This is a genomic window from Bacillota bacterium, assembly GCA_012837335.1.
Classification (GTDB): Bacteria; Bacillota; Limnochordia; order Darwinibacteriales; family DTU012; genus DTU012.
On record DURM01000064.1, the window covers coordinates 22,821 to 44,927 of the forward strand.

At 48.4% G+C, this 22,107-nt stretch carries 23 protein-coding genes; 21 read left to right on the plus strand and 2 right to left on the minus strand.

Annotation, left to right across the window (positions count from 1 at the left end):
* The first annotated feature begins 7 nt into the window (after window positions 1-7).
* From GX019_08645 to GX019_08665, 5 genes are all read left to right on the plus strand, one after another.
* Window positions 8-859, plus strand: a complete 852-nt coding sequence (locus GX019_08645; protein HHT37223.1) for a DegV family protein — start codon at window positions 8-10, stop codon at window positions 857-859.
* Window positions 860-910: 51 nt separating this feature from the next.
* On the plus strand, window positions 911-2,917 hold the full coding sequence (recG, locus tag GX019_08650; protein HHT37224.1) for an ATP-dependent DNA helicase RecG: 2,007 nt from the start codon (window positions 911-913) through the stop codon (window positions 2,915-2,917).
* A 175-nt stretch (window positions 2,918-3,092) separates the two neighbouring features.
* Window positions 3,093-3,650: a 16S rRNA (guanine(966)-N(2))-methyltransferase RsmD gene (gene rsmD, locus GX019_08655; protein ID HHT37225.1), complete on the plus strand. Its 558-nt coding sequence runs from the start codon at window positions 3,093-3,095 to the stop codon at window positions 3,648-3,650.
* A 1-nt stretch (window position 3,651) separates the two neighbouring features.
* Entirely contained in the window at window positions 3,652-4,143 is a 492-nt protein-coding gene (gene coaD / locus GX019_08660) for a pantetheine-phosphate adenylyltransferase (GenBank protein ID HHT37226.1), read from the plus strand.
* Between the two features lie 6 nt (window positions 4,144-4,149).
* On the plus strand, window positions 4,150-4,632 hold the full coding sequence (locus GX019_08665; protein HHT37227.1) for an ATPase: 483 nt from the start codon (window positions 4,150-4,152) through the stop codon (window positions 4,630-4,632).
* A gap of 1 nt (window position 4,633) precedes the next feature.
* Here GX019_08665 and ylbJ read toward each other — a convergent pair whose 3' ends face one another.
* Window positions 4,634-5,848 (minus strand): sporulation integral membrane protein YlbJ, encoded by a 1,215-nt coding sequence (ylbJ, locus tag GX019_08670; protein HHT37228.1) that lies wholly within the window; start codon window positions 5,846-5,848, stop codon window positions 4,634-4,636.
* Between the two features lie 183 nt (window positions 5,849-6,031).
* Here ylbJ and GX019_08675 point away from each other — a divergent pair, with 183 nt between their 5' ends.
* The 14 genes from GX019_08675 to rnc all read left to right on the plus strand — a co-directional run bounded on the left by GX019_08675 (window position 6,032) and on the right by rnc (window position 16,965).
* Complete coding sequence (locus tag GX019_08675; GenBank protein ID HHT37229.1) at window positions 6,032-6,955, plus strand: iron chelate uptake ABC transporter family permease subunit; 924 nt, start codon at window positions 6,032-6,034, stop codon at window positions 6,953-6,955.
* Window positions 6,952-7,896 carry an iron chelate uptake ABC transporter family permease subunit gene (locus tag GX019_08680; protein ID HHT37230.1) on the plus strand — a complete coding sequence of 315 codons (945 nt, stop codon included), beginning with the start codon at window positions 6,952-6,954 and terminating at the stop codon, window positions 7,894-7,896. The genes GX019_08675 and GX019_08680 overlap by 4 nt, the downstream gene beginning before the upstream one ends.
* Window positions 7,897-7,899: 3 nt before the next feature.
* On the plus strand, window positions 7,900-8,655 hold the full coding sequence (locus GX019_08685; GenBank protein HHT37231.1) for an ATP-binding cassette domain-containing protein: 756 nt from the start codon (window positions 7,900-7,902) through the stop codon (window positions 8,653-8,655).
* Between the two features lie 20 nt (window positions 8,656-8,675).
* Window positions 8,676-9,596, plus strand: a complete 921-nt coding sequence (locus GX019_08690) for a siderophore ABC transporter substrate-binding protein (GenBank protein ID HHT37232.1) — start codon at window positions 8,676-8,678, stop codon at window positions 9,594-9,596.
* Window positions 9,597-9,759: 163 nt separating this feature from the next.
* Complete coding sequence (locus tag GX019_08695; protein ID HHT37233.1) at window positions 9,760-10,278, plus strand: DUF177 domain-containing protein; 519 nt, start codon at window positions 9,760-9,762, stop codon at window positions 10,276-10,278.
* Window positions 10,279-10,301: 23 nt separating this feature from the next.
* A complete protein-coding gene (gene rpmF / locus GX019_08700; protein HHT37234.1) occupies window positions 10,302-10,484 on the plus strand; it encodes a 50S ribosomal protein L32 in 183 nt (60 codons plus the stop codon).
* Between the two features lie 114 nt (window positions 10,485-10,598).
* The gene (gene fapR / locus GX019_08705; protein ID HHT37235.1) at window positions 10,599-11,177 is read left to right on the plus strand and encodes a transcription factor FapR; all 579 of its coding nucleotides are present in this window, start codon (window positions 10,599-10,601) and stop codon (window positions 11,175-11,177) included.
* The gene (gene plsX, locus GX019_08710; protein HHT37236.1) at window positions 11,173-12,159 is read left to right on the plus strand and encodes a phosphate acyltransferase PlsX; all 987 of its coding nucleotides are present in this window, start codon (window positions 11,173-11,175) and stop codon (window positions 12,157-12,159) included. Before fapR ends, plsX begins: the two co-directional genes overlap by 5 nt.
* Window positions 12,156-13,109, plus strand: coding sequence for a ketoacyl-ACP synthase III (locus GX019_08715; GenBank protein ID HHT37237.1), 954 nt, complete (start codon window positions 12,156-12,158; stop codon window positions 13,107-13,109). Before plsX ends, GX019_08715 begins: the two co-directional genes overlap by 4 nt.
* Complete coding sequence (gene fabD / locus GX019_08720; GenBank protein HHT37238.1) at window positions 13,106-13,975, plus strand: ACP S-malonyltransferase; 870 nt, start codon at window positions 13,106-13,108, stop codon at window positions 13,973-13,975. Before GX019_08715 ends, fabD begins: the two co-directional genes overlap by 4 nt.
* A gap of 11 nt (window positions 13,976-13,986) precedes the next feature.
* Window positions 13,987-14,709 carry a 3-oxoacyl-[acyl-carrier-protein] reductase gene (gene fabG / locus GX019_08725; protein HHT37239.1) on the plus strand — a complete coding sequence of 241 codons (723 nt, stop codon included), beginning with the start codon at window positions 13,987-13,989 and terminating at the stop codon, window positions 14,707-14,709.
* A gap of 26 nt (window positions 14,710-14,735) precedes the next feature.
* A complete protein-coding gene (locus tag GX019_08730) occupies window positions 14,736-14,969 on the plus strand; it encodes an acyl carrier protein (protein ID HHT37240.1) in 234 nt (77 codons plus the stop codon).
* A gap of 67 nt (window positions 14,970-15,036) precedes the next feature.
* Window positions 15,037-16,275, plus strand: a complete 1,239-nt coding sequence (gene fabF, locus GX019_08735) for a beta-ketoacyl-ACP synthase II (protein HHT37241.1) — start codon at window positions 15,037-15,039, stop codon at window positions 16,273-16,275.
* Window positions 16,276-16,965, plus strand: coding sequence for a ribonuclease III (gene rnc / locus GX019_08740; GenBank protein ID HHT37242.1), 690 nt, complete (start codon window positions 16,276-16,278; stop codon window positions 16,963-16,965).
* Here rnc and GX019_08745 read toward each other — a convergent pair.
* Window positions 16,956-17,537: a hypothetical protein gene (locus GX019_08745; protein HHT37243.1), complete on the minus strand. Its 582-nt coding sequence runs from the start codon at window positions 17,535-17,537 to the stop codon at window positions 16,956-16,958. The two genes, rnc and GX019_08745, sit on opposite strands and share 10 nt — an antisense overlap.
* A gap of 239 nt (window positions 17,538-17,776) precedes the next feature.
* Between GX019_08745 and GX019_08750 the strand changes: the two genes are divergently transcribed.
* Together GX019_08750 and smc are read left to right on the plus strand one after the other, a co-directional pair.
* A complete protein-coding gene (locus GX019_08750) occupies window positions 17,777-18,478 on the plus strand; it encodes a sigma-70 family RNA polymerase sigma factor (GenBank protein HHT37244.1) in 702 nt (233 codons plus the stop codon).
* A gap of 75 nt (window positions 18,479-18,553) precedes the next feature.
* Window positions 18,554-22,093, plus strand: coding sequence for a chromosome segregation protein SMC (gene smc, locus GX019_08755; GenBank protein HHT37245.1), 3,540 nt, complete (start codon window positions 18,554-18,556; stop codon window positions 22,091-22,093).
* Window positions 22,094-22,107: the final 14 nt, after the last annotated feature.

Here is a 22,107-nt window from a genome sequence, read left to right on the forward strand (position 1 = left end):
ATCAGCTATGCCAAGAATCCATATTGTAACCGATAGCGGCAGTGATTTACCGAAATCGACGAAGGAACAGTACAATATTCATGTAGTCCCTTTAAGCATTCAGTTTGGCGAGGAAATCTACCGCGATGGTGTGGAGCTGAGCGCAGAGCAGTTCTATCAGCGGCTGGCCGAATCGGCCGATCTGCCCAGTACCTGCCAACCCTCTCCCGCGGATTTTGTTAAGTGTTATGAAGAGATTTCTGAACCAGGCGACGAGATTATCTCGATCCATTTAAGCAGCAAGTTAAGCGGCACTTACCAATCAGCTGTTTTGGCAACAACTATGGTTGAGGATCGCAAGATTCATGTGATTGATACCAAAGCAGCATCGATGGGGATTGGACTGGTAGTAGTAGCAGTTGCAGAAGCAGTTCAAAACGGAGCATCGGTTCAGGAAGCGGTTGAACTGGCAGAGCGGGTAATCGATGAGCTCAATGTCTACTTTGTAGTTGACACGCTGGAGTATCTGCGGCGCAACGGCCGGATTGGCGCTGCGTCAGCATTGGTTGGTTCTCTGTTGAACATCAAGCCGGTGTTAACGCTGGAAAATGGCATCGTTACTCCCTTCGATAAAGTGCGCGGCAAAGCGAAAGCTGTAAGAAAAATCTATGATCTGCTAAGCGATTACGCTAAAGCGAGACCAGGACAGAAAATCCGCATTGGGCTGTCTCATGGTAATACAATGGAGGAAGCTCAGCGGGTAATAGATAAAATTAGAGAAGAGTTTTCCAATTATGATTTAATTGTAGAACTGGTTGGACCCACTATTGGAGTGCACGCCGGACCCGGTACAGTCGCTCTGATGTGGTATTCAATGTAAGATTAGACCCCTGGGGAAACCTAGGGGTTTTGGCTGTAATGGAGGTGGGCAATGTTAACACATCCAATCACGGTATTACCAGGAGTAGGTAAAGCCAAGGCCAAACTGGCAGCCAAGTTGAATCTCGAAACGATTGCCGATGTGCTCCACAGTTATCCCCGCACTTATAAGGATTTCACAAAAGTAATCAGCCCAGACCAGGCGGAAATCGGCAGCGAAGGCTTGTTTTACGGCCGGCTGATCGATCTTAATGAGCGAGAGGTGCGCAGCAGGCGCCGCTTAATTCAAGCCCGGCTGCTAGGCAGCCACAAAGCTCTAACATTAAGCTGGTTCACGGTGCCATACCGCCGCGGCCCAAGCTACCAGTATCAGCAGCTCGCTAGGGTAGGCGAACTGTGGGTATATGGACAGGTAAAACAGGGCTTCTATGGTCCGGAGATAGCCAGCGGCGAGTATTATACCTCGCGGCCTAAACACTTAGGCTTAGTTCCCGTCTATCCGCTGGTCGCCGGCATCACTAACCGGATGCGGTTGGAGTGGATTGAGTTCGCCCTAAAATACTTGGATCAGGTGGAAGAGTGCCTCCCTGCTCATCTTTTCGATCAGTTTATGGGCCGAAAGCAGGCGGTGCGAGCCATTCATTTTCCCAAGAATGATGCTGAGCTGGCTCAAGCTAGGAAGCGGCTTATTTTTGAAGAGTTTTTCCTGTTTCACCTTAGTTTGGGGGCCGGCAGCCAGATCAAGGAATCGATTGCCCATAAACCTGATGGGAAGTTAACTCAAGCGTTTTTAGCCGGGCTTCCTTTTGAGCTTACTCCCGGGCAGATGCGGGCAATCAGAGATGTGCGGGAGGATATGGAATCGAAGCTGCAGATGCGCCGGTTAATTCAAGGCGATGTGGGCTCCGGAAAAACAGTAATTGCTCAGTATGCCACCTTAAAAGCAGTTGATTCCTGCGGCCAAGCAGCAATCATGGTACCGACCGAGATTTTGGCTCGGCAGATGTTTGAGCGGATGGAAGCTGCTTTTCGGCCGCTTGGTGTCAAGATTGCGCTTTTGATCGGCAAAACCACTGCCAAGCAGCGGGAGCAGATTCTGGAGGACTTAGCATCGGGAGAGCTTGCGGTGGTCGTGGGCACCCATGCGCTGATCACTGATGAAGTCAAGTTTGCTAATTTAACCCTCGCTGTTATTGATGAGCAGCACCGCTTTGGTGTGCGCCAGCGGACTGCGTTAAGCGAGAAGGGCAGCGCTGATCTGTTGGTGATGAGCGCAACACCCATTCCGCGATCATTGGCACTGACTCTCTATGGAGATTTAAACACTACGATTATTCGTGATCTGCCCAAAGGCAGAAAGCCAATAGATACACGGTTAATTCATCCTAATCAGCGGGATGATGTCTACCGCTTTGTAGTTAAAAGAGTTAAAGCGGGCGAGCAGGCCTTTGTAGTCTTTCCTTTAGTTGAAGAGTCGGACAAGCTCGATGTGCGGGCAGCGATTCAGGAGATGGAAATGCTGACTCAACACCAATTGGCTGAAGTGCGTGTAGGACTCGTCCATGGCCAGATGGGAAAAGCTAAAGATGAAGTGATGCAGGACTTTTACGAAAAAAAGCTCGATGTGCTGATTTCCACAACGGTGATCGAAGTTGGCATGAATGTGCCTTCAGCCACAGTAATGGTTATAGAAAATGCTGACCGGTTCGGCCTGGCACAGCTGCACCAGCTGCGGGGGAGAGTCGGCCGGGCGGACCAGCAGGCCTACTGCTTCCTCATTGCTGATCCGAAAACCGATCATGCCAAACAGCGCTTGGATATTATCAGGCATACAAATGATGGTCTTAAAATCGCGGAAGAGGATCTAAAACTGCGGGGTCCCGGTGATCTGCTGGGAACCAGGCAGTCAGGGGAGCCCTGGTTTAAGCTTGCCGACATCGTCCGGGATCAGCCTCTGCTTGAGCTTGCCGCCCGGGAAGCTCGCAAGCTCGTTTTGGCAGATCCAGATTTGGACAACCATCCGATTCTGGCTGCAGAAGTTAAAAGGCAGCAGCCGTAACAGCTGCTGCCTATGGGAGAGGAGAAACCGGAGGAAGAATAGAACCAAATCAATGGTTGCACTTCCTGTGCCTTTTGGGGAGGGCCAATCTCTTCACTGCTATTATGTGGTAGAATGTCCATCAAATATTCAAAAATCACTGCGGTATTTTTTTCCAGTTTTAGGAGGAATGAATGTGCGGGTAATCTCCGGCAGTGCCCGGGGCCAAAAACTAAAGAGTGTGCCCGGTGTCACTACTAGACCAACCACTGATCGCGTCAAAGAGAATCTCTTTAATATTCTCGGCAGTCGGGTGATCGATGCCGTGTTTTTAGATTTGTTTGCCGGAAATGGCGGGATGGGGATTGAAGCTTTAAGTCGAGGAGCAAAACTAGCTGTCTTTATTGATAAAAGCCGCGCCTGCACGAAAATGATCAGGACAAATCTTGAGGAAGTAGGTTTTGTCGATCGAGCGCGAGTGTATACCAATGATGCCCTGAAAGCAGCGGCTGTTTTAGGCAGGCAGGGTGCAAAGTTTGATCTTATTTATGTCGATCCGCCTTATCAAACTGGCTTAGTCGCAAAATCTTTAGCTGCTATCAGCCAATTCAGCCTGCTGGCAGAAGATGGATTAGTGATCGCTGAATATGGAAAGAAAGAGGAAATTGCTCAATTTGCGTTGAACTTAGTTCGAGTAAGAGAAGAAAAATATGGAGACACAGTTTTAGGATTTTATCGCAGCAAGGGGGATTAGTGTGAGAATTAGCGTATGTCCCGGCAGCTTTGATCCGGTTACATATGGACATATAGACATCATCGAGCGGGCGTCCGAGTTGTTTGAGCATGTGTATGTGGCAGTACTTCAGAACCGCGGTAAAACAGCCTGCTTTACCACCGAAGAACGCCTGGAAATGCTGGCAGAATCAGTGAAACATTTAACTAATGTTTCGGTAGAAAGTTTTGATGGTTTGGTAGTGGACTACGCGCGGAAAAAAAAGGCGCTGGCGATTGTGCGGGGGTTAAGGGCTGTCACAGATTTTGAATACGAGTTTAAGCTGGCCGCTATGAACCGCAACCTTGCCCCAGAAATCGAGACCGTATTCATGATGACCAGCAGCCAGTACTCGTTCTTAAGTTCTTCAGCTGTTAAGGAAGTTGCCAGCTTTGGCGGCGATGTTTCCCAGTGGGTTTCGCCGGCTGTTGCTGAACGCTTATATGCCAAGTACGAAATCAGTGGAAAGGAGTAGGCTGAATTGAACAGGATCAATTTGATTATTCTCCTCGACAAATTAGAAGACATTATTGACAATGCTCCTGAAATTCCTTTGACCGGGCGGGTGCTATTAGACTCGGATGAACTGCTGGAATTAATTGAAAAAATCCGCAACGCTGTACCCGAAGAGGTTAAGCGGGCGGAAATGGTTTCCACAGAAAAGGATCGCGTAATTTCCGAAGGACAGCAGCGGGCAGAGCGAATTATTGCCCAAGCTAAGGAGCAGGCGGCGCGGATGCTGAAAGAAAGTGAGATTTACCGTCAAGCCCAGCAGGAAGCAAAACAGATTCTAGCGGAAGCGCATCAGCGGGCTCAGGAGCTGATTAAAGGCTCAGAAGAATACGCCTTTAATGTCCTTTCAGAGCTCCATGAAACCCTGGATAAGACTATCAAAGTTGTAGCTAGGGGTCAGGAAGAACTGCAGAAAGATAATCGGAATACTGCTGCCGCCGCAGCTGAGTAAGTTAGGATTTTGGTCCAATCCACACAAAGATAATGCGGTTGATTAAGCAGAAAACCACTGCAGTTAGAAACAGCAGGATACCGACTGCCACAGCCATTTTAGCCGACACGGCCAAGATGGCAATAAAGGATGGTTGGGCAGCTGCGTAGACTGCAGATGCTGGAGCAGAAAGTTTAAAACGGCTCCAGATGCTGGTCAGCGGTGGATAAACAAGGGCTGCTGTTATCCCTGCGCACAAAGCGTGAAGTACACGAGCAGTAATATATGGTTTCATTCTGATATCTGTGCCGTGGATCATGGCAGCTACTTGTGCATGGACCGAAAGGCCGCTCCAGGCAAGCACTGCGCTGACAGCGGTTACCATCTGCCGGATTGGTGCTCCGCTTTTACTGATTGCTAAAGCGCCGATGTCAATTTCCAAGACTCCGGCGATCACCGCTGCGGTAAGCTCGCGGCTGATCCTAAACCAGGATAGGATGGGGGCGAGCAGATCCGCGGCTAGAGGTGTAATGCCGGTTAGCACTAAGATGCGCGATAAAACTGAAAATGCTGTGATACAGCCGCCAATAAAAAGCAGTGAGGTAAAAGCTCCCGATACTGCCTCGTAAAACATAACGCCAAATGGCCGGCTGTTTTTTCTGCGTGCCTCGACCAGAGCCTGCACAGCTTTGGAAAGAGGTTTTTTTGTTGTTTTTTCGAGTTTAACCGGTTCGCGGCTCCCGTAAAAACGCATTAAAATCCCCACCATAAAGGCCGAGAGGTAGTGGGCGGTAAATAAAACTGCGGCTAAATCGGGGCGTCCGAACATGCCCACACTCACCGCTCCGGCAATAAAGAGGGGGCCGGCTGTGTTAGCAAAGCAAAGCAGCCGCTCTGCTTCAATTTGGGTGCAGAGTTCTTCCCGGCGCAGCTCAGCGGTAATCTTAGCTCCCATTGGATATCCTGAAGCTAACCCTAAAGCCACCGCAAAAGCACTAGCACCCGGTATGCGGAACAGGGGGCGCATCACCGGTTCCAGTAAAGCCCCGATAAACTGCACAACTCCCCATTCCATCAGAAGCCTGGCCATAACCATGAAGGGGAGCAGGGCAGGCAGAACCACTTCAAGCCACAATTTCAAGCCTTCCAGTGATGCCGCAAAAGCTTCCTGGGGGAAAATCACCAGGGCAGCTGCCAGCAGAAACCCGATCAAAGCTGTTAAATAGATGCGGCTCATTCCAGTCCCTCCCTAGTCTGTCTATACCAATACATATTGACTAAATTATCGTTTTATGCCGATGCTGTTTTTACTTGATTTTTCCTTTAGCAGGTGGTAGTATAAACATAAGACGAGAATGAGACTCGTTCTCAATCTAATGTAGATAAAGGAAATTAACAGCAGCGGTTAGGTAGGTGCACTATGAAAAACAGTTATCTTTTGATAATCCTGGTACTTTTAGCAGCAGCGTCAGTAATGATCGGAGCAGCAGATTTCATAAGCGGCGAAATCAATATTATCCTGTTAAGCCGCATTCCCCGAGTGGTTGCGATTATTATCGCCGGGATGGGAATGAGTATTGCCGGGGTGATTATGCAGCAGTTAAGCCGCAATAAGTTCGTGGCCCCGACCACTGCTACCACTGTTGATGCCGCTAAATTTGGAGTTTTACTAGCACTGATCTTATTTCCTGGATCAGGTTCACTGGTAAAAATGCTGATCGCGTTTGCCGCAGCCCTCCTTGGAACACTGCTGTTTATGGGGATTATGAGAAACCTCAAGCAGAAGAACATTATTTTTGTTCCGCTGATTGGGATCATGTTGGGCGGCGTTATCGATGCGATCACTACCGTGATCGCGTACCGCTATGAGCTGGTCCAGAATATCTCAACCTGGATGATGGGTAATTTCTCAATGATTATCAAAGGCCGTTACGAGCTGCTGTACTTAAGCATTCCGCTGTTAATTGTGGCATATTTATATGCGCAGCACTTTACCATTGCGGGTATGGGGGAGGATTTTGCCACAAACCTTGCCTTAAACTACAACCGCATTGTCAATACCGGTGTGACGATCGTGGCTCTGATTACAGCTTTAGTGATTATCACTGTGGGCCGAATCCCATTTTTAGGACTGGTTGTTCCCAATATTGTCGGACTTTACAAAGGTGATAATCTGCGCAACACCATTATCACAACAGCTCTGTTCGGTGCGGTTTTTCTTTTGGTCTGCGACATTTTCAGCCGCATCATCATCTTCCCTTATGAAATTCCCATCGGTCTAACCGTCGGGGTAGTGGGAAGCATCATGTTCTTGTATTTAGTGGTGCGGAGGAGAGAGCAATGAGTAATAAACGTCGACTTTTACTGCTGGGATTGATCGCTGCGGTCACCATCATCCTGTACCTTTCCATTGGTTTAAATGCCCGCAACTGGGATTACGCTTTATCAAGGCGGTTGCCCCGAATTCTTGCCATTGTGACTACGGGTGCTGCTATCGCCGTATCCACAACTATCTTCCAAACCATCACCCACAATCGGATCTTGACGCCAAGTGTGATGGGACTAGATTCACTGTACATGCTGTGGCAGACAGTAATTGTGTTCTTTTTTGGTTCCGGAAGTGTTTTGGTCCGCAATGTCAATCTCAATTTTGTGATTACCGCAGTCCTGATGGTTGGATTTACCCTGGTAATCTTCAAGTTTTTGCTGCGGCGCGAAGCAGGCAATGTGTTTTTCCTGCTGTTAATCGGATTAATCGTCGGGACACTGTTTCAAAGCCTCTCGTCATTTATGCAGATGATTATTGATCCGAATGAGTTTACAGTGCTGCAGGGAAGGATGTTTGCCAGCTTTAACAGCGTAAATGTCAATGTTTTGACCATCGCTGTGATCAGCTGCGGCGCTGTCTTGGTAGCGAGCATCCGCTATTTTCCCATTCTTGATGTATTAGCGTTAGGCCGCGAACAGGCTATCAATCTGGGGGTGGCTTATGACAAAGCAGTCTGGCGGCTGCTGATTATGGTCATAATTTTGGTCTCGACGGCTACCTCGCTGGTTGGACCAATTACCTTTTTGGGTCTGTTGGTTGTAAATTTAGCCTGGCAGCTGTTAGCAACCTACCGCCACCGCACGATTATCTGGGGAGCATTCCTTCTAAGCATCATCACCTTAGTGGGCGGACAGCTGGTAGTAGAGCATGTTTTGAATTTTGCCGTGCCGATCAGCACTTTAATCAATTTAATCGGCGGCATTTACTTTATCAGATTACTAGTAAAGGAGAAGTAGACTGTGATCGAGATCCGCAATGTTACCAAAAGCTATGGAGATTTAAAAGTAGTCGATGAAGTCTGCATCAGGATTCCTAAAGGTAAAATTACTTCCTTAATTGGGCCTAACGGCGCCGGGAAAAGTACCTTACTGTCGATTATCAGCAGGCTGATATCTAAAGATGATGGTGAGGTGTATATCGATCAGAAGGAACTGAGCGATTGGGATAATAGGGAGCTGGCGAAGAAAATCTCCATTCTCAAGCAGGCTAATCACACCGATCTGCGCTTAACCATTCGTGAACTGGTAAGCTTCGGACGCTTCCCGCACTGCCGCGGCAATTTGACTAAAGCAGACTGGGAGCAGGTGGATCAGGCAATTGAGTATATGGGCCTGGCAGATATCCAGCATAAGTATCTCCACCAGTTAAGCGGCGGCCAGCAGCAGCGAGCTTATATTGCCATGGTAATAGCCCAGGATACCGAGTATATCCTCTTGGACGAACCTTTAAACAACCTGGATATGAAGCACTCGGTGGAAATTATGAAAATGCTCCGCAGATTGGTGGCAGAGCTCGGCAAAACAGTCATTATCGTCATCCATGATATTAACTTTGCCTCCTGCTATTCTGACTATATTATTGCCATGAACGATGGTGTGGTGGTCAAAGTTGGCACGGCAAATGAGATCATCGATCAATCTCTTTTGACAGACATCTATGATCTTGATTTTCACATTGAAACTGTTAACAACAACCGCATCTGCATCTATTACTAAAAAATTATGGGGTGAATCTAATGCAAACAAAAAATAGAGTGGTACGCATGATCTTTGGTGTAGTATTTGCGCTGGTATTGGCGGCAGCAAGCTCGCCGGTGCTGGCAAAGGTAGAAGTCAAACATGAACTTGGGACAGCAGTCGTGGCGAAAAATCCTCAGACAGTTGTAGTTTTCGATTATGCAGCTCTTGATTCTTTAGATAATATGGGGATCGAAATTACTGGTCTGCCCAAAGCAAGTATTCCGGAGTACCTCTCCAAATTCAACGATAAAAAATATGTTGATGTAGGCACTCTTTTTGAACCAAACTTTGAAAAAATTTATGAGCTGAGACCGGATGTGATCTTTATCAGCACCCGCCAAGCCGAAGTGTATCCGGAACTAGCTCGGATTGCTCCAACTGTGTACCTAACCATTGATACTTCCGATTTCTTAGGCTCCTTTGCCGCTAACCTGCGGATCTTGGGCGAGATTTTCGAGCAGACAGAGTTTATCGAAGCAGAAATTGCAGGTATTGAGGAGGAGTTTGCTGCAGTAAATGCCAAGATCCAAGAGCTTGGAGCAAAGGGCCTTCTGATTATGGCTAATGACGGTGCTTTAAGCGCCTATGGACCTAACTCGCGCTTTGGTGTGCTCCATAAGGAATTTGGCTTCCCGCCAGCGGATCCGAATATTGAAGTTGCCAATCACGGGCAAAACATCTCCTTTGAGTATCTCGCCAGGATTAACCCTGATTACTTGTTTGTAATCGACCGGGCAGCCACTGTGGGCGGCAGCATTTCTGCTCAGCAGGTTTTAAACAACGATATTGTTAAATCTTTAAACGCTTATAAATCTGATCGGATCATTTACCTGACCTCCCAAGTTTGGTATGTAGCCTCCGGCGGATTAACCGGAACCAAGATCATGATTGAAGATATCAAGCAGGTATTTAAATAAAACACTGATAAAAACCGACCGGGAGCAGGAATTTACTTCTAACTGGCAAATATAATGATTTGAGTTTTGGTTAGTATCCCCTTGACGGAGAAATAATGAGGATATGGGCGCATTTGACTTGACAGTCAGAGCCAATCTTTGTATAATTTATGAGGTGAACAGCATGCAGATTAAGATTTCTGCTCTCAGTAAGGTCGGCAGTATGCTGACTTTTGAGGAAGTCGTTCCTGCTGAAAGTTTTCCGGATTTAATCCAGCTGGGTGAGTTTCATTCTCCCCTCGATATTCAAGTTACAGTAGTGAAGACTGAGTCCGGCTTTCTGGTATACGGGAGCGCTTCTGGCGATGTAACGCTGAGATGCTCTCGGTGTTTAGAGCCATTCGTATATCATGTTGAAGCAGAGTTTGATGATGAATTTGTACCCCAGTCAAGCATAAACAGCGAGCCTGAGTTTGCTGACCTGGGAGACGAAGTATCCACATATCAAGGTGATTATATCGACATTAAAGAGCTGATTACCGAATCGGTTCTCCTTGATGTACCAATGAAAGTCGTGTGCCGCGAAGACTGCAAAGGAATTTGTCCTGACTGCGGTCAAGCATTAAATGAAAAGACATGTCAGTGTAATCCACATAAGCCAGATCCTCGCTTGGCTGTATTAGCTGACTTGTTTAAGGAATAATAGCATGAGAGGAGGATGCAGCAATGGCAGTACCAAAGAGAAAGGTTTCGAAAAGAAGGGGTCGCAATCGCCGTGCCCACTGGAAGGTCAATCTTGTTAACAGCGTCGAATGTCCTCAATGTCATGAGCCCAGATTACCACATCGCGTATGCTCCAACTGCGGGTATTATAAAGGCCGTCAGGTTGTGGAAGTTAAAGCTGAGTAGTTTTTAACAGTGATAGAGAGAAATCTCTATCATTTTTTTTTGCCTTGGACTTTACAAACATCCTCTTTTTGGATATACTGATACTTGCTTAGTACCAGGTATTATTAGGAGGTCATGATAATGACATCCAATCGAGAACAGCGTCGCAGGCAGCTGCAGACTTTACTCAGCCAAGAACCATTTTTGACTGACCGCCAGATCGCAGAGCGGTTGGATGTCAGCGTTGCCACAGTCCGCTTGGATCGGATGGCTTTGGGAATTCCAGAGCTGAGGGAAAGAATCAAGACAGTAGCTAAGAAAAATTATTCCAAGGTGCGTGCCATGGAAGGGCACGAGGTGATCGGCGAGCTGATCGATCTCCACATCGGACAGCAGGCAATTTCGCTGTTGACTACGACCCAAGATATGACATTTAAGCGCACTGATATTCTCAGGGGCCATTACTTGTTTGCCCAGGCAAATTCTCTGGCAGTAGCACTGGTGGATGCAGAAGTCGCTTTAACTGCAGCGGCGAAAATTAACTATCTGCATCCGGTTCGCAGCGGGGAGCGGGTTGTGGCAAAAGCGGAGTTGATAAAAAAACAGGGTTCTCGGCACACTATAAGCGTTGACAGCCGGGTAAATCAGCGGGTTGTCTTTCGCGGTGAGTTTGAAATTGCTGCCTTGGACAATAAGGAGAGTGATTCCAATTAAGATTGCGGTGGATGGATTTGGCGGAGATTATGCTCCCGAACAGATTGTGATGGGATGTCTTCAGGCAGCCAGCATGGATGGGATACCCATTCTGCTCACGGGGGATGAAAAAGTGCTGGCTCCAATGATCGCCGGCAAACCCGGCAGCGAGCTGATTGAGATCGTCCACGCTTCTGAACAGATCGGCATGGATGAGTCGCCGGTAGAAGCAGTGCGGACGAAAAAAGACGCATCCATCAATGTGGCTGCCCGCCTGGTGAAGCAGGGTGATGCGGTAGGAATGGTAAGCGCAGGCAACACAGGCGCCTGCATGGCAGCAGCTTTATTCGGTATCGGCAGAATCAAAGGGATTGAGCGTCCAGCAATTACTTCGCTGATGCCAACCGTGAAAGGTGTCTGCTTGATGGTAGATGTGGGAGCCAATGTTGACTGCCGACCGAGCCAATTGGTGCAGTTTGCCCACATGGGCGCAATTTACGCCGAACGAGTATTAGGCAGAACACGGCCGAAAGTGGGACTGCTCAATGTAGGGGAAGAGCCGTCCAAGGGCAATGAGGCCGCGCAAAAAACCTATGCAGAACTGATCGAAGATGGGAATATAAATTTTATCGGTAATATTGAGGGCCGCGATATTCCCACCGGAGAAGTGGATGTTGTTGTCTGCGATGGATTTGTAGGCAATATCGTGCTGAAATTTGCAGAAGGACTGGGAACGGGACTGTTCAGCATGCTCAAAGATGAGCTGACCGCTTCCTTACCGCGCAAGCTGGCAGCTTTAGTTCTCAAACCCGGTTTTGCTAATATCAAGAAGAAAATGGATTATACTGAGTACGGCGGAGCCCCACTCTTGGGTGTAAAAGGGGCTGTGATTGTCGCCCACGGCAGCTCCAATCAGAAAGCAATCCGCAATGCCATCCGGGTGGCAAGAGAAGCTGCAGAAAACCAGGTAGTAGAAGCGATCGCTGAAAGGATGGGAAGGTGACACAAGTGCGTCCGGATGTCGGCATCTATGGTTTGGGCAGGGCAGTACCCAAGCGCATCTTAACGAATCAAGATTTGGAAGCAATGGTTGATACCAGTGATGAATGGATTACTACCCGCACCGGAATAAAACAGCGCTGCATTGCCGATCCGGAGATTGCCGCTTCAGATTTAGGCTGGGAAGCCGCGGTGCAGGCGCTCCAGGCAGCTGAAGTTGCTCCTGATGAGCTTGACCTGATTATTGTGGCAACTACAACACCGGATATGGCTTTTCCATCGACCGCCTGCTTAATCCAGGAGCGCCTCAAGGCGAAACGGGCCGCCGCTTTCGATCTGGCAGCAGCCTGTTCGGGATTTGTCTATGGATTAGAAATAGGACGCTCAATGGTTAAAGCAGGGTATCAAAAAGTGCTGGTCATCGGGGTAGATCTCCTCAGCCGCTTGCTTGATTACACCGATCGTTCCACCTGTGTGCTGTTTGGCGACGGAGCGGGGGCCGCTGTTTTAGGTCCCACATCAGCGGGGTACGGTATTTTAGCTTCTGAAATCGGAGCTGATGGTTCTGGTGCCAAAATGCTCCATGTTGATGAATACGTGAAAATGTCCGGCCGAGAAGTTTTCAAGTTTGCTGTTAAAGTGATTGTCGATTCCACTAAGCGGGTTGCGAAGCAGGCCGCCATCGATATCTCTGATATCAGCTGGTTTGTGCCTCATCAGGCAAATATCCGGATTATTAACGCTGCAGCAGAGCGCTTGCACATTGATTCGGAACGAATCTTTGTCAATGTGGATAGATACGGCAACACATCAGCTGCCAGCATACCCATTGCCCTGACAGAACTTGCTGAGTCAGGCAGGCTGCGGAACGGAGATTTAGTGTTATTGGTTGGATTTGGCGCAGGATTAACCTGGGGTTCAACAATCCTGCGGTGGGGAGGATTAATTACATGATTGCTTGCGCATTCCCCGGCCAGGGGGTACAAAAAGTCGGTATGGTCTCGGATCTGTATGCGTCCCAGCGCCGTTATTTCGAAACAGCCAGTGAAATATTAGGCTATGATCTTTTGCAGCTGTGCCAAGAAGGTCCACAGGAAAAGCTGTCCAGCACCCAGTTTGCACAGCCGGCAGTAATGGTAGCCTGCATTGCTTCCTGGTCAGAATATATTATGACGGCAACTCCTTCAATCTTACTCGGCCACAGCCTCGGGCTGGTCACAGCGTTTATTGCTGCCGGGGCGGTAGAGTTCAGTGATGGGGTAAGAATTGTCGCGAGAAGAGGAGAGCTGATGCATGATGCTCCAGTTCCGGGGCAGATGACAGCGATTCTCGGTTTAGAACTGGATGCTGTCCAAGAAATTGTGGAAGAAGCTGGAAGTAGGGGTACCGTTGCTGTCGCCAACTACAACTGTCCAGGCCAGTTTGTGCTGAGCGGTGAAACAGGGGCGGTTGAGTACGCGGGCGAACTAGCCCTGAAAAAGGGAGCTAAGCGGGCAGTTAAACTCGATGTCAGCGGACCTTTTCATTCCAGCTTGATGCAGGGACCGGCTGAGCACTTCGAAAGATTCTTAGAGCAGTTTAGATTTGCTGATCCGAAATATCCGGTGATAAGTAATATTAACAGCCGCTTGATTACTAGCGCGGAACAGGTTAAAATGGAACTGGTTGCTCAGCTTACTAACCCAGTAGACTGGATCGGCAATATTCAAGCTTTAGAACAGCTGGGGGGAACTCAGCTGGTAGAGATAGGTCCGGGCAGTGTGCTTACCGGTTTAACTAAGAGGATTACTAAAAATCTGGAACTGATCTCGTTTGCCTAGGAGTGGTAAAGATGAGCGAAACTAAAAAAACCGCAATTGTTACCGGTGCAACCCGAGGGATTGGCAGAGCCATTGCCTTTAAGCTTTTGGAAGCGGGTATGAATGTTGCTGTGTGCGGACGCAGTGAGGCCCAGCTTGCTGAGTTTGATCATCCGCAGGTTCTTCCGGTTAAAGCCGATATCAGCTCAGTAGAAGATGTTAACAATTTGGTTAAGCAGACGCTGGAGCATTTTGGCAGAATTGATGTGCTGATCAATAATGCCGGAATTACCAGGGACGGCCTTTTGATGCGGATGAGCGATGAGGATTGGGATGATGTAATCCAAGTGAATCTCTCCGGCACGTTTTATCTGTGCCGGGCAGTGATCCGCCATATGCTCAAGCAGCGGTCCGGACGAATTGTCAACATCTCATCAATTGTAGGTGTTGCCGGCAATCCCGGTCAGGCCAATTACGCTGCTGCTAAGGCTGGTATCATTGGATTGACTAAATCTTTGGCTAAAGAAGTTGCCTCAAGGCAGATACTAGTAAATGCTGTCGCTCCTGGGTATATTGATACTGAAATGACCCGTGTGTTAAGCGACAAGCAGAAAGAAGAAGTCACCAGGCTGATACCCCTGGGTAGAGTCGGTGATGTGTCAGATGTTGCGGAATTAGTATATTTTTTAGTTTCTGATGCTAACCAATACATTACAGGTCAAGTCATCCATGTTGATGGCGGCCTAGTAATATAAACAGTGTTTATGAGGAGGTGACTGGAATGGAAATTTTCGATCGCGTAAGAGATATCCTGGTTGAACAGCTTGGTGTTAAACCTGAGGATGTTACCATGGATGCGTCTTTTCAAGATGACTTAGGCGCTGACTCTTTGGATGTTGTTGAGCTGGTTATGGCCTTTGAAGAGGAATTCGACCTCAGCATTCCGGATGAGGATGCAGTTAGCATCAGTACTGTAGCGGATGCTGTGGAGTATATAAAAGCTCAAGTTAATTAATTTCAAACTGATTTTTGAGACCCCTAGTTAAGCTAGGGTCTCATTTTTCATATAGTGAGGTGGAAGTATGACTCGCAGAGTTGTTGTCACCGGAATCGGAGTGATCTCGCCTTTGGGTCCAAAGGATGCCCTTTGGGACAATCTCATTAACGGCGTCAGCGGTGTAGGCCGAATCACACATTTTGACGCCTCAGAGTATCCGGTCCAGATAGCTGCTGAAGTAAAAGACTTTGACCCTAGTGAATACATGGATTACAAAGCGGCTCGCCGCATGGATCTGTTCTGCCAGTACGCAGTAGCAGCAGCAGTGCAGAGCCTGGCGGATGCAGACTTGGAGATAACAGAGCAGAACGCCCATCGAATCGGAGTTCTGATTGGGTCGGGAATCGGTGGAATTAATACTATTGAAAACCAACTGCATGTCTTAAAAGAAAAGGGCGTTGGCCGGGTCAGTCCGTTTCTGGTGCCAATGCTGATTCCCGATATGGCAAGCGGTCAGACAGCAATCATTACCGGCGCTAAGGGGCCGAACTCCTGCACTGTCACTGCCTGCGCATCCGGAACCCATTCCATCGGCGATGCCTTTCGGATTATTGAGCGGGGCAACGCAGATGTGATGCTGGCAGGAGGAGCTGAAGCTGGAATTACCCCTCTGGCCATGGCCGGATTTATCGCTGCTAGAGCCCTGTCCAGCCGCAACGATGATCCGGAGAGCGCAAGCCGGCCGTTTGATTTAAACCGCGATGGATTTGTGATGGGCGAAGGCGCAAGTGTGCTGGTATTAGAAGAATTAGAGCACGCCAAGGCTCGAGGAGCGCGGATTTATTGCGAACTTGTCGGTTACGGCGCGAGTGGTGATGCATATCATATTACTTCGCCGGCTCCGGAGCATGAAGGTGCCCAGCGGGCTATGAAGGAAGCGCTGGCAGATGCGGGTCTTTCTCCTGAGGATGTCAGCTACATCAACGCCCACGGCACCAGCACTAAATATAACGACTACTATGAAACTGCGGCAATTAAGCGGGTTTTTGGAGAGAGGGCAAAAGAGATTCCCGTCAGCTCTACCAAATCCCTGACCGGGCATCTGCTCGGAGCTTCAGGCGCCTTAGAAGCAGCGATCTGCGCTCTGGCGCTGACCCATCAGCTTATTCCGGGCACCTACAACTATCAAGAGCCGGATCCGGACTGTGATTTAGATTATGTCCCGAACCAGGCGCGGGAAGCCAGCATTGAGATAGCGATGAGCAACTCCTTTGGTTTTGGCGGACATAATGCAGTACTAATTATGAAACGGTGGGTTGATTAGATGCGCGGTGAGCAGAAGTTATCTGAGTTAGAGCAGAAGTTGAAGTATAGATTTAGAAATAGGGAGCTTTTAGAGCTGGCCTTAACCCATAAATCTTATAAGGGATCAGACAGGGGCAATAATGAGCGTCTTGAGTTTTTGGGAGATGCAGTGCTGCAGATTGTGGTCAGCGAATACCTGTATAAAGAATATCCGGATCTGGCTGAAGGTAAGCTTGCAAAACTGCGGGCAGTTTTAGTCAGTCAGCCGACTTTGGCTGAGCATGCTCGGGAGCTGGGTTTAAACAGGTACCTTAAGGTGGGGAAGGGCGAAGTAAGGTCTGGAGCGCGCGAGCGCGATTCGCTGCTCTGCGATGTGTACGAAGCAGTAATTGGTGCTGTTTACTTGGATTCTGGATCAGACCTGGAAACAATGAGGCCGATTATCCTCAGCCATCTTCCGGAATTGGACAAGTCGCAGCTGCCAATTATTGATGCTAAGAGCACACTTCAGGAGCATCTCCAGCAGACCAGCCAGGTTTTACCCACCTATCATTTGGCAGAAGAGCATGGTCCGGATCATGATAAGAAATTTGTAATCGAGGTCTTATTTAAGAACAAGGTTTTAGGCAGAGGAGTAGGCAATACAAAAAAAGAAGCTGCTCAAAACGCAGCTCGCGAAGCATTGATGAAATTAGAACTTCAGGACTGAGGGTAGTTCCGCCACTGCTGAATTATCCCGCCGATAATGTCAAAATCCTTGCGGCAGAGCGGCTCAAGCGAGTTGATGTCAATCAGGTTTTTCTGATCATCGCAGCGGGCGATGAAGTGCGAACGGCCCTTTTTCAAAAGTACCCATCCTGCTTGGGAAGGCTCTGCTTCCGAGTTGACAATTATCATGTCGCCTTTTAAATACCAGGGTGCAAAGTCGTTAGATTCAACCGTCACTGCAAATAAGCCCCGGGGATTGGGCGTGTCGTAAAACAGATAAACCCAGTTATGGGTATTATCTGTTTTTTTTGGGTTCCACTGTTTAACTGGAATTTTAATTAAGAACTTAGTCTCACCATTTTGAATGACGCCGAGACCCTCTAAGGTTTCGGCTTGATCCTTTAAAATGGCCTGTTTAAAATCACCGATTCCCTGAAAATTAGCTTTGCCCAACCAGTAATAAACCGATTTATTATCAGCGAATTTAAGACGATCAGCTATTTCCCTAACAGTGATATTTGGATTTTCCCGAACCAAGTATGCCATGTATGCCAAGGTTTCATTAAGCTGCAAGCTGATTCCCACCCATCTTAGAAATATCCACGAATATACTGTTAGTTTATAATCCCGGCTCGGAAAACCTTTACACAATACATGGATATATCTGCGGTTTTGGCAAATTAGAGGCGGTTTTATCCATGGCTTATGGTTCGATTTAGGGGGAAATCTTAGTCTAAAAAGCATATCGCCTGTTTTTCCTCATATAGATAGTAGTGGAAAGACATGCCATTACAGTCTGGGGAGGAACATGAATGGCTGAGACTTCTCGTTCTGAAGCTAATCAAAAGAAGGATTACCAGCTGATCACCCGCATTCGCGTAGGGGATGAGCATGCAAAGGAAGAGCTGGTGCTCAAGTATGTGCCGATGGTTAAGCATATCGTTCGCAATTACTATGCTAGTTTTCTGGATTTCGATGATTTAATGCAGGAAGGTATTATCGGGCTGTTGAATGCTATAGAGGAATATAAACCGGAGCAGTACAATGTCAAATTCAGCTCTTTTGCCTACATCTGCATTATCCGTAAGATTTACAATGTAATTAAGCAGACGACCGGCAATAAACACAAAGCGTTAAATGATGCCCTTTCTCTCCAATCCCAACTCGGCATCGATGATAACCGGATCATGCAGGATTTGGTGATTAATCAAAACTCCACAGTCGATCCCCAGCAGCTGATCGAAGACAAGATTATCAATCAGCACTTAGATCAACTGTTAAGCAATCATCTGTCACTGCTGGAGTACTCGGTAATTATGATGCTGCTCAAAGGATACACCTGCGGTGAAATTGAAAACGAGATCGGTGTTGGGTCAAAAGTCGTGGATAACGCCCGCACCAGAGTAAAAGCTAAGCTGCGGCGGCTAATTCGAGAGTATGGTTCGCTGTTAAGTCCGAGGGTGCCGACCACTGTGCGCAAAAGAGAGGATCTGTACTTAAAACTGGGGGGCTGATTCCTCCAGTTTTATCAAATTATGAGCTTTTTATGATACAATACTTACAGTACTACTACCGCCCTGGAGGTCATTATGCGCTTAAAAAGGTTAGAGCTAGTGGGTTTTAAATCATTTGCCAATAGAGTCAAGCTAGAATTTGACGATGGAATTACCGCCATTGTCGGCCCGAACGGCAGCGGCAAGAGTAACATCGCCGATGCTGTGCGCTGGGTTTTAGGCGAGCAGAGCATTAAAAGTCTCCGCGGTTCTAAACTCGAAGATGTTATCTTTGCCGGCAGTGACGGGAAAAGACCGCTGGGAATGGCGGAAGTACAGCTCACTTTAGATAACTCTGATGGATTCCTGCCCATCGATTACAACGAGGTAACAATTACTAGACGGGTCTACCGCTCGGGTGAGAGTGAGTTTATGATCAACCGCCAGGCCTGCCGCCTTCGGGATATCCAAGACCTGTTCACCGATACCGGTCTAGGCCGCGAAGGCTGCGCAATCATTGGACAAGGCCAGATTGATGCTGTTCTGAGCGCCAATCCTATGGACCGGCGCTTTATTTTAGAGGAAACAGCGGGAATCTTAAAATATCGAAGCCGGAAAGAGCAGGCGCAGCGGAAAATGACTCAAACTGAATATGATCTAGTGCGAGTCTCGGACATTCTTTCCGAGCTAAAGGACCAGCTGGGACCTCTGGAAGAGCAGGCGCAGAAAGCCCGTAAATACCAGAACTTATCCCAAGAGCTGGAAGCAGTTGTTTTAGACCGCATGGCCCTAAAGCTCGCAGAGCTTGTCACTAAAGAAACAGAATCTAAAACCGCACTTGCTGCGTGCCGAGCTGAAGCTGAAGAACTAACTGAAGAACACCGCGAGCAGGAACAGACCCTCCTTCAGGATCAAGAGCAGCTCAATGACTTGGAGTACCGGATAGAACTCAATCAAGAGCAGATCGCTCAGATTAATGAGCAGATCAATCATACTATGCAGACGCTTGGTTTAATTGAAGAGCGGTTGAAGCATAATCTCGACAGCCGCGCAGAAAAAACTGAGCTATCTCAGGATTATGCGGAGCAGATTGAAGTCCTGTCTGCTAAGCTTGAACAGCTCCAGCATGATTTTGAGCTGAAGCAGGAGGAGCACAGAGAGCTCGATCAAATGGTGCGGGACAGCGAGCAGACAGTGGAGCAGAAGCGGCAGCAGCTCCAAAGACAGCGCCATGAGCTAGAGCAGAAGAAAAGTGCTTTTATTGAGTTTGTGCGGGAGCTTGCTGATGCCCGCAACTTTGGACTCAACTACCAGCAGCAGATGGGTCAACTTGAGCGGGAGCTGAAAGCTGCAGAACAAGATGTGGCGGAGTTTGGAAAAGCAGTCGCAGCACAGCAGGCACTGATTTCCGCGCAGAGACAAAAGAGCCTGGAACTTGAACAAGCAGTGCGCAGCGCTTCCCAACAGCTGGAGCAGGCTGCCCAGGCCTGCAGTGAACTTGAACAGAAACTGCAGCAGCTGGAAGTTCAGGAGCAGCAGGCCGTAAAGCAGTATCAGCAGACTAATTCCCGCCTAGAAGCGCTTCAGGATTTAGAAGCAGAATACGAAGGGTATAATTTCAGTGTGCGCCGCTTATTTGCCGCGAACATTCCCAATGTTACCCTGCTGGGAACAGTAGCGGATGTCATTTCCGTTCCGGAAGGGCTGGAAACAGCTATTGAGGTTGCTTTAGGCGCGGGACTCCAGTACATAATAACACCTCATGAGAAGGATGCGAAGCGGGCCATCGAGTGGCTCAAACAGCATCGCGCCGGACGCTGCACATTTTTACCACTGAATAATATCAAAGGCAGCACCTTCCCCCAAAACTATGCCAAGCACTGGCAGGAACCAGGATGTTTGGGACCGGCAGTTAATCTGCTGGACTTTGACCCTAAATACAGTCCCGCCCTCAACGCCTTATTAGGCAGGGTTGTAGTTGTGGAAGACTTAGATACTGCGCTGATGATGCAGCGCAAACTGCCAAGTTTCAGCCGCATTGTAACCCTAGCCGGCGAAGTGGTTATGCCTAACGGTTCTCTGACCGGCGGCAGCATCAACCAGAGATCATCTGGGATTTTAACGAGGAAAAATGAAATTGCTAGGCTTAAGCAGGAAGCGGCAGCTTATCAGGAAAAGACAGCAGCGATTAATCAAGCGAAAACTCAAGTCGAGAATCAACTCAAAACTGCGCGAACAGAGCAGGAGCAGATCAGCCAGCACCGCTACCAGCTGCAGCTGGATGGTCAAGCAGCAGTGGGTGAACTAAATAACCTCGAAGCCGAGTTGAAACGACTTGAGCAGCAGCTGGCGTCAAAACAGCAGCTGCTTCAAGATTACCACACAGCTAGGCTTGAGCTTCAGGACCAAGCCGCTGCATCTCGCGATAATGTCGCAGCGCTGGAGGAGGACGAGCAGGTTAAAAGGCGGGAAATCAACCAATTGGAAGATGCTGTGATCCGTCTTGAGCAGGAGTTGGAAGCAGAGTCTGCTAAACTTACCGGTCAAAAAGTTGCCGCAACCAGTGCAGCTGGAGAGGTGAACCGGGCAAAAGAACAGCTCACTGGTGCCGCTCAGCAGCTGGAGCACAACCGCAGTGCGCTTTTGACAGTGCTGGAAGAGATTGAAAAGCTGAAAGAGCAGCAGCGGCAGCTGGAAGCAGATTTGACTGCTAATCGGAAACTGGAAGAACAGCTGAAGGCCGACCGAGTTAAACTTCTGCAGGTTGCGGAGATAAAGAAACAGGAACGGGAAATGCTCAAAGAGAGCATTAATCAAACCAATCACAAGCTGAAATCGATCCAAGCTAGAATTGCAAGAATCGATAAAAACATGTACAATTACCGCCTTGAGCTGGAACGCATTGAGTTAGAGCTGAGAAGGATTGAAGAAGACCTAAGCGAGCGGGAACTGGAACCTGCCGTCCTTGCTGACAGGTCTGTTTCCACGAAAGTGACTGAGCTCATCGAGCAGGAAAAACAGCTCCGAGAACAGATTCGCGAGCTTGGAATTGTTAATCTGGCCGCACTGCAGGACTATGAAAATGTCAGGGAGCGGGTGTTCTTCCTCCAAGCCCAGTTCGATGACCTGTTTAATGCCAAAGAAACACTCAATCAAACCATTACCGAAATTGATGCTGCTTCCGCTGAGCGTTTAGAAGCAACTTATAAAGAACTGCGGAGAGAGTTTCAATCCACGTTCATCCAGCTGTTCAAAGGCGGCAGAGCGGATTTAGTGCTGACGGATCCCGACAATATCCTGGAAAGTGGTGTGAATATTATCGCCCAGCCTCCAGGCAAAAAGCCCCAGAATCTCCTGCTGTTATCAGGGGGAGAGCGGGCTTTAACGGCAATAGCACTGCTTTTAGCAATCAGGACCGTTCAGCCCACGCCATTCTGCGTAATGGATGAGATCGATGCAGCTTTAGACGAAGTCAATCTAAAGCGCTTTACGGAACAGCTGCGGGTTTTGGCGGAAACCACCCAGTTTCTGATCATCACCCACCGCACCAGCACCATGGAGGTAGCTGACCGCCTGTACGGAGTTACCATGTCGGATGATGCGGTTTCGCAGCTGATGTCTGTTCAATTAACATAGGAATAGGAGTCGAT

Coding starts and splice junctions, on each gene's coding strand:
- GX019_08645 (HHT37223.1), top strand. CDS start 8: ATGCCAAGAATCCATATTGTAACCGATAGCGGCAGTGATTTACCGAAA.
- recG (HHT37224.1), top strand. CDS start 911: ATGTTAACACATCCAATCACGGTATTACCAGGAGTAGGTAAAGCCAAG.
- ylbJ (HHT37228.1), bottom strand. CDS start 5,848: ATGAGCCGCATCTATTTAACAGCTTTGATCGGGTTTCTGCTGGCAGCT.
- GX019_08675 (HHT37229.1), top strand. CDS start 6,032: ATGAAAAACAGTTATCTTTTGATAATCCTGGTACTTTTAGCAGCAGCG.
- GX019_08680 (HHT37230.1), top strand. CDS start 6,952: ATGAGTAATAAACGTCGACTTTTACTGCTGGGATTGATCGCTGCGGTC.
- GX019_08690 (HHT37232.1), top strand. CDS start 8,676: ATGCAAACAAAAAATAGAGTGGTACGCATGATCTTTGGTGTAGTATTT.
- GX019_08695 (HHT37233.1), top strand. CDS start 9,760: ATGCAGATTAAGATTTCTGCTCTCAGTAAGGTCGGCAGTATGCTGACT.
- rpmF (HHT37234.1), top strand. CDS start 10,302: ATGGCAGTACCAAAGAGAAAGGTTTCGAAAAGAAGGGGTCGCAATCGC.
- fapR (HHT37235.1), top strand. CDS start 10,599: ATGATAATGACATCCAATCGAGAACAGCGTCGCAGGCAGCTGCAGACT.
- fabD (HHT37238.1), top strand. CDS start 13,106: ATGATTGCTTGCGCATTCCCCGGCCAGGGGGTACAAAAAGTCGGTATG.
- fabG (HHT37239.1), top strand. CDS start 13,987: ATGAGCGAAACTAAAAAAACCGCAATTGTTACCGGTGCAACCCGAGGG.
- GX019_08730 (HHT37240.1), top strand. CDS start 14,736: ATGGAAATTTTCGATCGCGTAAGAGATATCCTGGTTGAACAGCTTGGT.
- fabF (HHT37241.1), top strand. CDS start 15,037: ATGACTCGCAGAGTTGTTGTCACCGGAATCGGAGTGATCTCGCCTTTG.
- rnc (HHT37242.1), top strand. CDS start 16,276: ATGCGCGGTGAGCAGAAGTTATCTGAGTTAGAGCAGAAGTTGAAGTAT.
- GX019_08750 (HHT37244.1), top strand. CDS start 17,777: ATGGCTGAGACTTCTCGTTCTGAAGCTAATCAAAAGAAGGATTACCAG.
- smc (HHT37245.1), top strand. CDS start 18,554: ATGCGCTTAAAAAGGTTAGAGCTAGTGGGTTTTAAATCATTTGCCAAT.